Source organism: Rathayibacter sp. RFBD1 (assembly GCF_002932915.1).
In the GTDB taxonomy this organism is placed as follows: domain Bacteria; phylum Actinomycetota; class Actinomycetes; order Actinomycetales; family Microbacteriaceae; genus Rathayibacter.
In genome coordinates this window covers 210,187-224,957 of record NZ_PSWQ01000020.1, presented here as the reverse complement: position 1 = coordinate 224,957, position 14,771 = coordinate 210,187, and the positions used below count along the sequence as shown (strand labels likewise).

The window sequence follows — 14,771 nt, the reverse complement described above, 5'->3', positions numbered from 1 at the left end:
CGCGTCTCCTCCTACCCTTTCGAGGGTCACCGGCCTCGAGGCTTCGTCAGTCCGGCCCGATCGCTCCTCACCGTGGATACCGTCGCAAGCGCACCGCATCGGCAATCCCGGGAGGACGCGCCATCATGCTCGACGCCCCTGAAGCGACTCCCCTGCACGACCGCTCTCACCGACGGCCGGACCGGTCCTCCTCCTCGCGCCGGCGGTTCCTCCGCTTCGGCAAGGCGTTCGCGGTGTCCTCGGTCATCGCTCTGCTGGCCGTTCTCGGCGCGGTGTCACCGGCCGGCAGCGCAGCCGCAGCGGGCACGGGCCCCACGGCCGCCGACGTCACGACGGCGCACCCGAGGCTCGAGCTCGACCAGCAGTCGGTCGTCGATCTGCGAGCGTCGGTGTCGTCCGATCCCGCCGTCACCGCCGTATGGAACCGCGTCCGCGCGGAGGCCGACCGGATGCTCACTGAACCGGTTCTGAAGCGGAGCTCTCCGGACGGCATCCGCATCCTGGAGACGTCGCAGACCCTCGTCCAGCGCGCCCGGACTCTGGGCATCAGCTATTTGGTGACCGGGTCCCCCGCCTACGCGGACCGGCTCTGGCTCGATCTCGACGCGGCATCGAAGTTCGCCGATTGGAATCCGGATCACTTCCTCGACACCGCCGAGATGACGCAGGGGATGGCCATCGGCTACGACTGGCTCTACGCCCGCTGGACACCCTCCCAGCGGAGCACACTGAGCTCCGCCATCCAACGGCTCGGCCTCCAGCCGTCCGTGCCCGTCTACTCCGCGCCGGCGAACACCTCCGGCCCCTACGCGTACGGCGGCAATTGGGCCGTCGTCACCAACAACTGGAACATCGTGGCGAACGGAGGGATGATCGCCGGTGCAGTCGCGACGGCGCAGGACAATGCGGGCCTCTCCGATCGGATCCTCGGCTACGCGACCCCCAGTCTCCGCCGGGGCCTCGCGCAGTTCGGGCCCGACGGCGGGTACGCCGAGGGGCCGACGTACTGGGAGTACGCGACGCGGTATCTCGCCTCTGCGTTGAGCACACTCGATGTCGCAACCGGGACGGACTGGGGCCTGGCAGCCTCGCCCGGCGTCAGCACGACGGGCTACTTCCCCGTGCAGATGCTCGGGGCGTCGAAGGAGATGTACGACTTCGGCGACAGCGACTCGACGCAGCTCAACCCGCCGTCGCAGCTGTACCTGGCGAAGAAGTTCGACAACGCCGACTTCCTCTCCGTCGGCGGCAAGCAGACCGGCAGCGATGCGCAGCGGCTCATCTGGTACCGGGCCGCCACGACCGCCGCGGCCGGCCCCGGGGCGTCGAGGGACTCCTTCTCCGCAGCCGCCGGCGTGAGCACGATGAGATCGTCCTGGGACGCGGACGGCACCTCCGTCGGCTTCCGCTCGGCCAGCAGCCCCACGAGCGGGCACCAGCACCAGGACTCCGGCTCCTTCATCCTCGACGCTCTGGGCGAGAGGTGGTCCTCCGACCTCGGACGGGACGACTACAGCCTCGCCGGCTACTTCGAGGGCGAGTCCCGGTGGACCTACTACCGGAACAGGCAGGAGGCGCACAGCACCCTCCTCGTCGACCCCTTCAGAAGCTCGACCGCCTACGCGACCGGGCGGTCGACGATGGTCCGCTCGGACGCCAACGCCTCCTCGTCGCTGGCGGTCAGCGACCTGTCCGCCCTTCTCCCGGGCGGCACCACCTGGCAGCGGGGCGTGAAGCTCTTCGACGGACGCGACCAGTTCCTCGTGCAGGACGAGGTCGAGCGGTCCGGCCCCGTCGAGGCGCTCTGGTCCATGAACACCGAGGCCCTGATCGACGTCTCGGACGACGGCCGCAGCGCCACCCTCTACCGTGACGGCCAACGGATGCTGGCCCGCATCGTCACCGACGACTCCTTCCGGTTCTCCGTCATGGACGCCGCTCCCCTGGCCACCTCACCGCGACCGGCCGGTCAGAGCTCGAACCTCGCCGACAGGAAGCTGACCATCGCGGCCTCCGGGACCGACAGCGTCCGGATCGCCGTGCAGTTCTCCCCGCTCCACGGCGACGCCCCCGTGGCAGCGGCAGCCCCGGTGGTCGGCCTGTCATCGTGGTCACTGGATGCGGTCGGGACGAGCCGGGCCACCGGCGTGACGGTGGGCGGCACCCCCCTCCCGTCCTTCGCGGGCGACGACGTCGCCTACACAGCAGCAGTCGACCCGACCGGCCCGGTGCCCGTGGTCGCCGCGCAGGCCGCGGCCGGATCGGTCGTCACCTCGACCTCGCCCGCCGCCGTTCCCGGCTGGGCCTCGACCACCATCACAGAGCCCGGCAGGACTCCGACCACCTACCGCGTCCTCCTCACACCGGGGCCGATCCGGATCGAGAGCGCGGTCGCCTCCCGGACGACGGCGGGGTCACCGGAGGTGACCTTCGACGGGACCGAGGGAGCGTACTGGTCCACGTGGGGCGACAACTCGATCACGTGGCAGCTCGCGCGCGCCACGGCGGTCGAGCGCCTCGACCTCTCCTGGGTCGCCAACTCCAGTCGACTGTCGAAGTTCGATCTCCTCAGCTCCCCCGACGGCCGGACGTGGACCGCTCGTACCTCCGGGTCCTACCTCGGGACCGGCGGATGGGCCTCCGTCGCTGCGGCGATGCCCTCCGATACCCGGTTCGTCCGCCTGGTCGGTCACGGGGACGGCACGAAGGACGTCTGGACGGCGCTGCGGGAGGTCAGGATCTACAGCTTCACCGAGGACGCGCACGTGCACGTGCCGGACAAGAGCCTCTCGTTCGCGACGGCCGCGATCTCCGCGTCCGAGGTGCAGGCCGGCGCAACGGCCGCGGCCTCGGCGACGGGTACCGGGCCGGACGGGCGGACGCTCCCCGCGTCCTCGGTGAGGCTCACCTGGGGCTCCTCCGATCCCGCCGTCGCCTCCGTCGACCGGTCGGGTTCGGTCACCGGGCGCACCGCGGGGACCGCCATGATCGGCGTGCTCGTCGAATCGGGCGGCGTCATCCGCTCGGCGAGCGTTCCGGTGACGGTGGTCGACAGGACGAAGGTCCGTCTCTACCCGACCGCCGACTCCTACGTCCAGGGCGGAGCATCAGCGGGCACCAACTACGGCGCCATCACCGGAATGCTCGTCAAGACCAGCGCCTCCACCACCACCGACCAGAGCTACACCCGCGTCGGCTACCTCCGCTTCGACCTCAGCGCCCTCCAGGGCCGCACCGTCACCGGCGCCACCCTCACCACCACCGCCGCCATCACCGACAACGGATCCCCCGTCCTCCTCGACTTCCACGACACCCCCACCACCTGGACCGAGAAGGGACTCACCTTCACCAACCGCCCCGCCCTCGGCCCCATCCTCGGCAGCACCCTCGTCGACACCACCAAGACCACCCGCACCACCGACCTCACCGACGCCCTCGCCGCCAAAGCCGCAGCCTCCACCCCCACCCTCTCCCTCGGCATCGACCAAGCCCACCTCCCCCCGGGAACAGCAGGCAGCGTCGTCCGCATCGAGACCCGCGAATCCACCACCACCCCCTACCTCGACATCACCTTCGACACCCCGCCGCCGGTTCGGGCGCCGCTGTACCCGGGCGGGGTCGGGATCGCACCGACAGTGACGACGCTCGACCTCGGCGCACAGGTCCAGCTCGCGCCGACGGCCACGGACACGACGGGTGCGCCACTGGACAGCACCGGCGTCGCCTTCGCCTACTCCTCGTCCAGTACCCCGGTGCTCGGCGTCGATCCGACCGGCGCACTCACCGCGCTCGCGCCCGGATCCAGCACCCTCACGGTCACGGCGACTCTGAACGGCGTGACCGCGTCGAAGAGCGTTCCGGTGACGGTGGTCGACAGGACGAAGGTCCGTCTCTACCCGACCGCCGACTCCTACGTCCAGGGCGGAGCATCAGCGGGCACCAACTACGGCGCCATCACCGGAATGCTCGTCAAGACCAGCGCCTCCACCACCACCGACCAGAGCTACACCCGCGTCGGCTACCTCCGCTTCGACCTCAGCGCCCTCCAGGGCCGCACCGTCACCGGCGCCACCCTCACCACCACCGCCGCCATCACCGACAACGGATCCCCCGTCCTCCTCGACTTCCACGACACCCCCACCACCTGGACCGAGAAGGGACTCACCTTCACCAACCGCCCCGCCCTCGGCCCCATCCTCGGCAGCACCCTCGTCGACACCACCAAGACCGCCCGCACCACCGACCTCACCGACGCCCTCGCCGCCAAAGCCGCAGCCTCCACCCCCACCCTCTCCCTCGGCATCGACCAAGCCCACCTCCCCCCGGGAACAGCAGGCAGCGTCGTCCGCATCGAGACCCGCGAATCCACCACCACCCCCTACCTCGACATCACCTTCGGCGACTGAGATCGGACGGCCCGGGCGGCCAGGCCAGAGCTCCGCGACGCCTCAGCGCACCGCCACCGTCGCGCGGTCGCGGCCGGTGAGGTCGCGCTGCGTGGTCGCTCCGCGCCAGCCGTCGGCGGTGAGCAGGGCGCGGATCTCGGCGCCCTGCAGCTCGCCGTGCTCCATCACCAGCACTCCCCCGGAGCGGAGCAGGCGGAGGGCGGTCGCCGAGAGCGAGCGGACGACGTCCAGGCCGTCCTCGCCGCCGTAGAGCGCCGAGGGCGGGTCGAACAGGCGCACCTCCGGGTCGCGCGGGACGGCGGCGGCCGGGATGTAGGGCGGGTTGGAGACGACGACGGAGACGGTGCCGTCCAGCTCGGGAAGCGCGCGGGCGAGGTCGTCGAAGACGATGCGGGCGTTCTCGAGCCCGAGCCGCTCGCGGTTGCCGCGGGCCCAGATGAACGCCTCGGGAGCGTTCTCCACGCCGATCACGCGCGCGTGCGGCACCTCGTGCGCGAGCGCGAGCGCCAGGGCTCCGCTGCCCGTGCCGAGGTCGACGGCGATCGGCTCCGGGTCGACGACCGCACGGAGCGCGTCGATCGCGATCTGCGCGACGCCCTCGGTCTCGGGTCGCGGCACGAACACGCCGGGTCCGACCGCGAGCTCGAGCGAGCGGAACGGCGCGATCCCGGTGATGTGCTGCAGGGGCTCGCGAGCCGACCGGCGCTCGATCGCGCTCGCGAACGCCGCGGCGTGCTCGTCATCGACGGTCAGCCCCGTGATGAGGCGCGCCTGCAGCCGGCCGCGGCCGAGCCCGAGCAGGTGCCCGAGAAGCAGCTCCGCGTCGACGTCCGGTGTGGGGACGCGGGCGGCGGCGAGGCGGGCGACCGCGTCCGCGAGGAGGGTGCGCGCGTCGACGCCGGTGGTCACGAGGGTCACGCCTCCTCGGAGCCGATGTCGGCCAGGCGGGCCTCCTCGTCGGCCTGGATGGCGCTCTCCACCACCGGGTCGAGCGCGCCGTTCATCACTCCGTCGAGGTTGTACGCCTTGTAGCCGGTGCGGTGGTCGGCGATGCGGTTCTCGGGGAAGTTGTAGGTTCGGATGCGCTCGGAGCGGTCCATCGTGCGGATCTGCGTCTTGCGCGCGTCCGAGGCCGCCGCGGCGATCTCCTCCTGCTGGCGGGCCAGGATGCGGGCGCGCAGCACGCGCATGCCCGCTTCGCGGTTCTGCAGCTGGCTCTTCTCGTTCTGCATCGACACGACGATGCCGGTCGGGAGGTGGGTGATCCGCACGGCGGAGTCGGTCGTGTTGACGGACTGCCCGCCGGGACCGGAGGAGCGGTAGACGTCGATCTTCAGGTCGTTCTGGTTGATCGCGACCTCCTCGGGCGCGTCCACCTCGGGGAACACGAGCACGCCCGTGGTCGAGGTGTGGATCCGCCCCTGCGACTCGGTCACGGGGACGCGCTGCACCCGGTGCACGCCGCCCTCGTACTTGAGGTGCGCCCACACGCCCTGCGAGGGATCGGTGGCGTTGCTCTTGATCGCGACCTGCACGTTCTTGTAGCCGCCGAGGTCGGACTCGTCGCGGTCGAGGATCTCCGTCTTCCAGCCCTTCGCCTCGGCGTAGTGCAGGTACATCCGGAGGAGGTCGGCCGCGAACAGCGCGCTCTCGGCTCCGCCCTCGCCGCCCTTGATCTCCATGATGACGTCGCGGCCGTCGTCGGGGTCGCGCGGGATGAGCAGGCGCCGCAGCTTCTCCTGCGCCACCCGCAGCGACTCCTCCAGCTCGGGGACCTCCTCCGCGAAGGCCTCGTCCTCGCGGGCGAGCTCGCGCGCGGCCTCGAGGTCCTCGCCGGCCTGGATCCAGGCGGAGTGGGCCGCCTTGATCTGGCTCAGCTCCGCGTAGCGCCGGTTGACCTTCTTCGCGCGGGCGGCATCGGCGTGGAGGGCCGGGTCGGAGAGCTGCGTCTGCAGGTCCTCGTGCTCGGCGAGGAGGACGCTGACGGATTCGAACATGGGGTCCTGGCTTCCGGAGGTGGTCGGGGTCGGGCTCATCGCCCGGGGACGCGAAAACGTCCGCGGCCGCCCCCGGTGACAGGGGCGACCGCGGACGTCGGGGCGCTAGTGGTGGCCGTTGCCGTGGCCGGCGGTGGCCGGGCCGACGGCCGACTTCGAGACCTGCATGAGGAACTCGACGTTGGACGAGGTCTCCTTCAGGCGCGACAGGATGATCTCGAGCGCCTGCTGCTGGTCGAGCCCGGCGAGGGCGCGGCGCAGCTTCCAGGTGATCTTGACCTCGTCGGCGCTGAGCAGCATCTCCTCGCGGCGCGTGCCGGAGGCGTTCACGTCGACGGCGGGGAAGATCCGCTTGTCGGCGAGGTGACGGGAGAGGCGGAGCTCCATGTTGCCGGTGCCCTTGAACTCCTCGAAGATCACCTCGTCCATCTTCGAGCCGGTCTCGATGAGCGCCGTCGCGAGGATGGTGAGCGAGCCGCCGTTCTCGATGTTGCGCGCCGCGCCGAAGAACTTCTTCGGCGGGTACAGCGCCGAGGCGTCCACGCCGCCCGAGAGCACGCGGCCCGAGGGAGGAGCGGTCACGTTGTAGGCGCGGCCGAGACGGGTGATGGAGTCGAGCAGCACGACCACGTCGTGGCCCAGCTCGACCAGGCGCTTGGCGCGCTCGATAGCGAGCTCGGCGACGGTCGTGTGGTCCTCGGCCGGGCGGTCGAAGGTGGAGGCGACGACCTCGCCGCGCACGGTGCGCTGCATGTCGGTGACCTCCTCGGGACGCTCGTCGACCAGGACGACCATCAGGTGGACCTCGGGGTTGTTCTGCACGATCGCGTTGGCGATCTGCTGCAGGACGATGGTCTTGCCGGCCTTGGGCGGCGCGACGATCAGGCCGCGCTGTCCCTTGCCGATCGGGGCGACCAGGTCGATGATCCGCTGGGTCAGCTTGCCGGGCTCGGTCTCGAGGCGCAGGCGCTCGGTCGGGTAGAGCGGCGTGAGCTTCTGGAACTCGACGCGCGCAGCGGCCTCCTCGACGGTCTGGCCGTTGATCGAGTCGACGCGGACGATCGCGTTGTACTTCTGGCGGCCGCCGCCCTCGCCCTCGCGGGGCTGGCGGATGGCGCCGACGACCGCGTCGCCCTTGCGCAGGTTGTACTTCTTGACCTGGCCGAGGGAGACGTAGACGTCGCTGACGCCGGGCAGGTACCCGGTGGTGCGCACGAAGGCGTAGTTGTCGAGGACGTCGAGGATGCCGGCGACCGGGATGAGGACGTCGTCCTCGCCGATCTCGGGCTCGAAGTCGTCGCCGATCGCTCCGCCGCGGCGCTTGCGGTCGCGGTAGCGGCTGCGGCGGCCGTCCTCGCCCTCGGCCTGCTGGCCGTTCTGGGGCTGTCCGGAGCCGTTCTGCTGAGGAGCCTGCTGGCCCTCGGACTGCGCGGCGCGCGCGCCCTGACCGTTCTGCGGCTGGGACTGCGCGGCGGGGCTCTGCTGAGCGTCGTTCTGGCGGTCGTCCCCGCGGTTGCGGTTCCGGTTGCGGCGGTTGCGACCGCGGCCGGTGCCCTGCTGGTCGCCGTTCTGCTGCTGGTCGCCGCCCTGCTGCTCCTGCTGGTCGCCGGAGTCGGAGGAGTCGGCGTCGTTCTCGGCGGGCGCCTGCTCGGCCTGCTCGCTCTGCTCGGAGGCGCCCCCGCGGCTGCGGCGGCGTCCGCGGCGCTCGCGCTGGCCGCCCTCGCGGGAGGAGTCGTCCGACTCCGGCCCGTTGGGCAGCTCGATGTCGATGACGGGCTTCGCGGCCTGGTCGGCGTCGCGGTCCTGCTCGATGACGGGGAGGTCGGGGATCAGCGACTCGACGCCGGTCCCGCCGGGGATGTTGAGGTGCTCGCCGGCGGCGACGGTGCCGCTGGAGGCGCGGCGCGAGCTGCGTCGGCGGGGCGCGCGCTCGGCGGGCTCGGCGACCGGCTCGGCCGCCGCGGGGAGCTCGAGCTCGACGGGGGCCGACTCGGCGGCCGTCGCGGAGGGCTCGTCGACGGTGGGCGCGGCCTGCTCGAGGACGTCGGCCGTGTCGGCCTCGGTGCTCTCGACGGGCGTCGGCAGCTCCGCCGGCGCCTCGGGCTGCGGAGCGGACTGCTCGGCCACATCGGCCGGCTCGGCCTCGACGCCGGTGGCGTCGACGTCCGGGGCGACCGCTGCGTCGTCCGGACCGACCGCGTCGGCGATCGCGGCGGGCGCGTCCTCGGCGGAGGCGGCGCGCAGGTCCGAGATGGCCTGGACCAGCTCGCCCTTGCGGAGCTTGGAGGCGCCGCCGAGGCCGAGCCGCGTCGCGAGAGCCTGGAGCTCGGCGACGCGCAGACCGGAGAGGTCGGCGGCGAGGTCCACGGCCGAGCCGTGGGTGTTGACGTCTGTCACTGGAGAGGGTTCCTTCCCCCCGGGAACGAGTGCTCACCGGGAGAGCTCATCGACCGTGCGGTGCCATCGCGTGTTCTGATCCACGCGATGCTCTCGGCCGCCGGGACCGACTGCCGCAGAGAGCGAGGAGAGGGCCCGGAGACCAGGCGCCGGTCTGCAAGAGGAGCAGGGGCGCCCTTCACACGATGTGATGGCCGTGGTTGTCGGGACGATCCGTCGGACAGATTCCGCTCGTTACGCGGTTCCTCGGGATGCGGTCCCCACTGTAGCACCCTTGAAGTCGACGGCCAGCATGTGCGCGCGCCACGGCGTGGGGGCCTCCCGCTCCACCAGATCCGCGGCGGCGAGGCGCTGCGCGGGGTCGCTGCAGAGCACCAGGACGCTCGGTCCCGCACCCGAGACGACCGCCGCGTAGCCGTGCGAGCGCAGCAGCGCGATCAGCGCTGAGGTCTCGGGCATGGCAGCCGCGCGGTAGTTCTGGTGCAGCTTGTCCTCGGTCGCCGCGAACAGCAGTTCCGGGCTCTGGATGAGGGCGGCGATCAGGAGCGAGGAGCGCGAGACGTTGAAGACCGCGTCCTCGTGCGGCACGCTCTGCGGCTGCAGCGAGCGGGCCAGCCGCGTCGACATGGTGTGCTCGGGCACGAAGACGACCGGGGACACGCCGCGGTGGACCATGAGCTTCTTGGAGCGCGGGCGCAGCGGCGAGTCGTCGGCGCCGGAGGCGTGCGGCTCGACCCAGGCGATGGTGAGGCCGCCGAACAGCGCGGGCGCCACGTTGTCGGGGTGCCCCTCCATCTCGGTGGCGATGCGGAGGAGGTCGTCCGAGTCGAGCTCGACGACGCCCTCGAGCAGGCCCTTCGCGGCCATGATGCCGGAGACAATCGCGGCGCCGGACGAGCCCATCCCGCGGCCGTGCGGGATGATGTTGCGCGCGATCACCTCGATGCCGGGCATCTCCTGCCGCTGGTCGGCGAACGTGTACGCGATGGCCTGCACGACGAGGTTCGTCTCGTCGGTCGCCACCTCGCCCTCGCCGACCCCGTGCACGGTGACCCGCGCACCCGTGGCCGCGACGGCCGTCACGTCGAGCTCGTCGTAGAACGAGAGCGCCAGGCCGAGCGTGTCGAAGCCGGGGCCCAGGTTCGCCGAGGTGGCGGGGACCTTGACGTGGACGGTGCGGCCGACGGGAACCGCCGAGGTCATGCGCCGGCCAGCCCCAGCACGTCGGCGATCGCGGCGGTGTCGACGGGGACGACGGTCGGCGTGATGTCCGCGCCGTCGGCCGTGCGGAGCGCCCACTGCGGGTCCTTGAGCCCGTGGCCGGTGACCGTCAGGACGACGGTGGCGTCCTTCGGGATCGCTCCGGCCTCGGCGCGCTCGAGGAGCCCCGCGACGCTGATCGCCGACGCCGGCTCGACGAAGACGCCGACCTCGCCCGCGAGGATGCGGTACGCCTCGAGGATCTTCTCGTCGCTGATCGCGCCGAAGTAGCCGTCGCTGACGGTGCGCGCGTTCAGGGCGAGCTCCCACGAGGCCGGGTTGCCGATCCGGATCGCGCTGGCGATCGTCTCGGGGTGGCGGACCGGGGCGCCGTGCACGATCGGAGCGGAGCCCTCGGCCTGGAAGCCGAACATGCGCGGGAGGCGGGTCGACTCGCCGCGCTCCAGCTCCTCCGAGTAGCCGCGGAAGTAGGCGGTGTAGTTGCCCGCGTTGCCGACCGGGACGATGTGGAAGTCCGGAGCATCGCCCAGCACCTCGACGACCTCGAAGGCCGCGGTCTTCTGTCCGGCGATGCGGTCCGGGTTCACCGAGTTGACCAGGTGGACCGGGTAGTTCTTCGCGAGGTCGCGGGCGATGTCGAGGCAGTCGTCGAAGTTGCCCTGCACCTGCAGCAGCTGCGCGTTGTGCGCGATCGCCTGGCTGAGCTTGCCCAGGGCGATCTTGCCCTCCGGCACCAGGACGGCCGCGGTGATGCCGGCGTGCGTCGCGTAGGCGGCGGCCGACGCGGAGGTGTTGCCGGTCGAAGCGCAGATGACGGCCTTCGCGCCGTGCTCGACGGCCTTCGAGATCGCCATGGTCATGCCGCGGTCCTTGAAGGAGCCGGTCGGGTTCATGCCCTCGTACTTGACCCACACCTTCGCGCCCGTGCGCGCCGAGAGCGCCGCCGCGGGGATGAGCGGCGTGCCGCCCTCGCCGAGAGTGATGACCGGGGTCGACTCGGTGACATCGAGGCGGTCCGCGTACTCGTGCAGGACTCCGCGCCACTGCTTGGCCATCTCAGGCTCCTTCAACTCGTAGAACGGACGTCACGGCGCCGACGAAACCATGCGAATGGAGGGCGGTGACGGTGGCCGCCAGATCGGATTCCGCCGCGGCGTGCGTGCCGATGACCAGGGTAGCGGTCGGCTCGCGCCGCTCCGCACCGCCCTGCTCCTCCAGCGGGTCGGCACCGGGCGGGGTCTGCACCAGGGTCTCGACCGAGACGCCGTGGTCGGCGAAGACGCCCGCGATCTGCGCGAGCACGCCGGGGCGGTCGAGCACCTCGAGGGTGACCTGGTACCGGGTCGTGACGTGGCCGATCGGGAGGACCGCGAGCCCGGAGCTCGCGCTGGTCACCAGGCCGGGGCCGCCGACGACGTGGCGGCGGGCGGCCGAGACGACGTCGCCGAGGACGGCGGAGGCCGTCTCGATCCCGCCGGCGCCGGCGCCGTAGAACATCAGGTCGCCGGCCGCCTCCGCCTCGACGAAGACCGCGTTGTTGGCCCCGTGCACGGCCGCGAGCGGGTGGGAGCGGTGCACGAGCGCGGGGTAGACCCGCGCGGACACGCCCTCCACGCCGGTCTTGGCGTCGGTCAGCCGCTCGCAGATCGCGAGCAGCTTGATCACGTAGCCGGAGTCGCGGGCCTGGTCGACCTGCGCCTTGGTGATGCCGGTGATGCCCTCGCGGTGGACCAGGGTGACCGGGACGTCGGTGTGGAACGCGAGGCGGGCGAGGATCGCCGCCTTCTGCGCCGCGTCGTAGCCCTCGATGTCGGCGGTCGGGTCGGACTCGGCGTAGCCGAGCTCGGTCGCGCGGGCGAGCGCGTCCTCGAGGCTCGCGTGCTCGGTGTCCATCCGGTCGAGGATGTAGTTGGTCGTGCCGTTGACGATGCCGAGGATGCGGTGGACCCGGTCGCCGGCGAGGCTGTCGCGCAGCGGCCGGATGATCGGGATCGCGCCGGCGACGGCCGCCTCGTAGTTGAGCTGGGCGCCCACCTGGTCGGCGGCCTCGAAGAGCTCGTTGCCGTGGGCGGCGAGCAGCGCCTTGTTGGCTGTGATCACGTCCGCGCCCGACGAGATCGCCGTGAGGATGTGGCTGCGGGCGGGCTCGAGCCCGCCGATCAGCTCGACCACGATGTCGGCGCCCAGGATCAGCGACTCGGCGTCGGTGGTGAGCAGGTGCTTCGGGATGTCGGCGGTGCGGGGCGCGTCCACGTCCCTGACGGCCACGCCTACGAGCTCCAGCGGCGCCCCCACGCGCTGGGCGAGCTCGTCGCCGTGGTCGAGCAGGAGGCGCGCCACCTGGGCACCGACGGACCCGGCGCCCAGCAGGGCGACGCGGAGGCTGCGGTACTCGATCATCGGGAGGTGGCCTTTCGTTCGATGCCGGCGTCGCGGCGGAGGAGGTCCTCCTCGGTCTCGCCGCGCACGAGGACGCGCGAGCGCCCGTCGCGGACGGCGACCACCGGGGGGCGCCCGAGGTAGTTGTAGTTGCTGGCGAGCGACCAGCAGTAGGCGCCGGTCGCGGCGACGGCGAGCAGGTCGCCCGGCCGCACGTCCGCGGGCAGGAAGTCGTCGTGGACGACGATGTCGCCCGACTCGCAGTGCTTCCCGGCCACCCGCACGAGGGCGGGCTCGGCCGAGGAGGAGCGGTCGGCGATCCGCGCCGTGTAGTCGGCGCCGTAGAGCGCCGGACGGGCGTTGTCGCTCATGCCGCCGTCGACGCTGACGTAGCGGCGGACCGCGGTCGAGCCCTCGGAGCCGACCGTCACGTCCTTCACGGTGCCCACCTCGTAGAGGGTGACGCCGGCGGGCCCGATCAGCGAGCGGCCGGGCTCGATCGCGATGTGAGGCACCGGGACGCCGCGGGCGGCGCACTGCTCGGCGACCGCGTCGGCGACGGCGGCCGCTATCTCGGCGATCGGGGTCGGGTCGTCGGCGCTGGTGTACGCGATGCCGAAGCCGCCCCCGAGGTTGAGCTCCGGCACGGGGCCGTCCGCGAGCAGTGCCGCGTGGACGTCGAGCAGGCGCGACGCCGACTCCGCGAACCCGGCGGAGCCGAAGATCTGGGATCCGATGTGGCAGTGCAGCCCGAGGAACCGCAGGGAGGAGAAGGAGCGGATGCGAGCGACCGCGGCCGGGCAGTCGGCGAGTGCGAGGCCGAACTTCTGGTCCTCGTGCGCCGTGGCGAGGAACTCGTGGGTGTGCGCGTGCACTCCGCTGTTGACACGGAGGCGCACCGCCTGCACGCGGCCGTGCCGCTCGGCCGCGGCTGCGACGCGCTCGATCTCGACGAGGCTGTCGAGCACGATCGTGCCCGCGCCCACCTCGACGGCCCGGTCGATCTCGCGGAGCGACTTGTTGTTGCCGTGGAGGCCGAAGCGCTCGGGCTCGATCCCTGCGGCGAGGGCCACTGCCATCTCGCCGCCGCTGGAGAGGTCGAGGTTCAGGCCCTCGTCGCGCATCCAGCGGGCGACCTCGGTCGAGAGGAACGCCTTGCCCGCGTAGTAGACCGTGACGCCGGTGCCGATGCGGCCGAGCTCGCGGGCGAAGACCTCGCGCATCTCGACGGCCCGGCGGCGGGCGTCGGCCTCGTCCACCACGTAGAGAGGAGTGCCGTGCTCGCGCACCAGCTCGGCGACGGGCACTCCGGCGATCCGGATCCCGCCGTCCTCGCCGCGCTCGGCGCTGTCCGGCCACACGCCGTCGGCCAGGGCGTTCGGGTCGGCGGGCGTGTGCAGCCACTCAGGCGCGAGCGGATGCCGGGGGGCGCGGGCGCGGGCGTCGACGGTGTCCACGGGTGAGACCTCACAGGAGAGAGTGGGAGCGTCACTGCGGGGCGAGCGGGTCCGGATTGACCCCTGAAGCCAGCGATGTCAGTGTTCGGCCCGCGGAAGACGCCGGCACAGGGCTCCGATCCTACCGGTCCGGGGCGGCGGCGCCGCGCGGGCTCAGGCGCAGGTGCCCGGTTCCTGCTCCGCGGGGTCGCTGAGGAACGCCGGAGAGAGCGCGAAGCTCGCGTTCAGCGACTCGTCGGCGACCTCGACCCCGGTCAGCGTCAGTCCGCGCGGCACCGAGTCCGCGATGCACACGGAGGACGGAGCGAGCAGGTCGCCGGAGACGGCGCCGAAGCGGTCGCGGAAGTCGGTCGCCGAGAAGGTCGCACCGGCGGCGGAGACCTCGGCCGGGGTCAGCCGGATGGCGCCGTCCACGGCGGCGAGCTCCATCCCCACGCCCGCGCCGAGCCGGAGGCCCAGCACCTCGACGGAGGCGGTCACGCGCACGAGCGGAGCGTCCAGGGTCACCTCGTCGACAGGAACGGTGCTGCGCTCGGTGACGAGCCGCGAGACCGAGGCCGCGTCGATCGCGACCGTCGTGCTGCCCGACTCGACCGCTCCGACGCCGCTCACCGGCACCCCGATCAGGGTCGCGGCGACGTCGCCGTCGAGCTCGCCGAACGTCACGTCCGAGCTGCGCAGGTCGAGCCGGTCCAGCCGCCCCGAGACGAGCTGCGGGAGCACGGCCCAGCCGGCGACGTCGACGTCCACCGCCCGGTCCGCGGGCAGTGCGAGCGCCTCGCGGAGGCTCGCGGCGGCGCGGTCCGCGACGGCGCGGCGGGCGAGCGAGTCGCCCACCACCGCCGCGACCACGAGCAGCACCAGCACCACGACGACCACCACGGCCGCGCGTCCCCCGCGCCGGCGCCGCGGCG

At 72.3% G+C, this 14,771-nt stretch carries 9 protein-coding genes; 1 reads left to right on the top strand and 8 read right to left on the bottom strand.

From position 1 onward, the window contains the following. Positions 1-233: 233 nt before the first annotated feature. The gene (locus C5D50_RS10180; protein ID WP_181137332.1) at positions 234-4,406 is read left to right on the top strand and encodes a DNRLRE domain-containing protein; all 4,173 of its coding nucleotides are present in this window, start codon (positions 234-236) and stop codon (positions 4,404-4,406) included. Between the two features lie 42 nt (positions 4,407-4,448). Here the strand turns inward: C5D50_RS10180 and prmC are convergent, their stop codons facing one another. The 8 genes from prmC to C5D50_RS10140 form a co-directional block, all read right to left on the bottom strand. After that, positions 4,449-5,324 carry a peptide chain release factor N(5)-glutamine methyltransferase gene (prmC, locus tag C5D50_RS10175; RefSeq protein WP_104232723.1) on the bottom strand — a complete coding sequence of 292 codons (876 nt, stop codon included), beginning with the start codon at positions 5,322-5,324 and terminating at the stop codon, positions 4,449-4,451. Next, positions 5,321-6,403 (bottom strand): peptide chain release factor 1, encoded by a 1,083-nt coding sequence (prfA, locus tag C5D50_RS10170; protein ID WP_104232724.1) that lies wholly within the window; start codon positions 6,401-6,403, stop codon positions 5,321-5,323. The genes prmC and prfA overlap by 4 nt, the downstream gene beginning before the upstream one ends. Positions 6,404-6,508: 105 nt before the next feature. Beyond that, entirely contained in the window at positions 6,509-8,800 is a 2,292-nt protein-coding gene (gene rho, locus C5D50_RS10165; RefSeq protein ID WP_104283419.1) for a transcription termination factor Rho, read from the bottom strand. A gap of 234 nt (positions 8,801-9,034) precedes the next feature. Then, entirely contained in the window at positions 9,035-10,003 is a 969-nt protein-coding gene (thrB, locus tag C5D50_RS10160; RefSeq protein ID WP_104223004.1) for a homoserine kinase, read from the bottom strand. Further along, entirely contained in the window at positions 10,000-11,076 is a 1,077-nt protein-coding gene (thrC, locus tag C5D50_RS10155; protein WP_104283418.1) for a threonine synthase, read from the bottom strand. The genes thrB and thrC overlap by 4 nt, the downstream gene beginning before the upstream one ends. Position 11,077: 1 nt before the next feature. Beyond that, a complete protein-coding gene (locus C5D50_RS10150; protein WP_104223002.1) occupies positions 11,078-12,421 on the bottom strand; it encodes a homoserine dehydrogenase in 1,344 nt (447 codons plus the stop codon). Continuing rightward, entirely contained in the window at positions 12,418-13,857 is a 1,440-nt protein-coding gene (gene lysA / locus C5D50_RS10145) for a diaminopimelate decarboxylase (protein ID WP_104255072.1), read from the bottom strand. The genes C5D50_RS10150 and lysA overlap by 4 nt, the downstream gene beginning before the upstream one ends. A 153-nt stretch (positions 13,858-14,010) precedes the next feature. Next, a complete protein-coding gene (locus C5D50_RS10140; RefSeq protein ID WP_181137331.1) occupies positions 14,011-14,739 on the bottom strand; it encodes an LmeA family phospholipid-binding protein in 729 nt (242 codons plus the stop codon). Positions 14,740-14,771 lie beyond the last annotated feature (32 nt).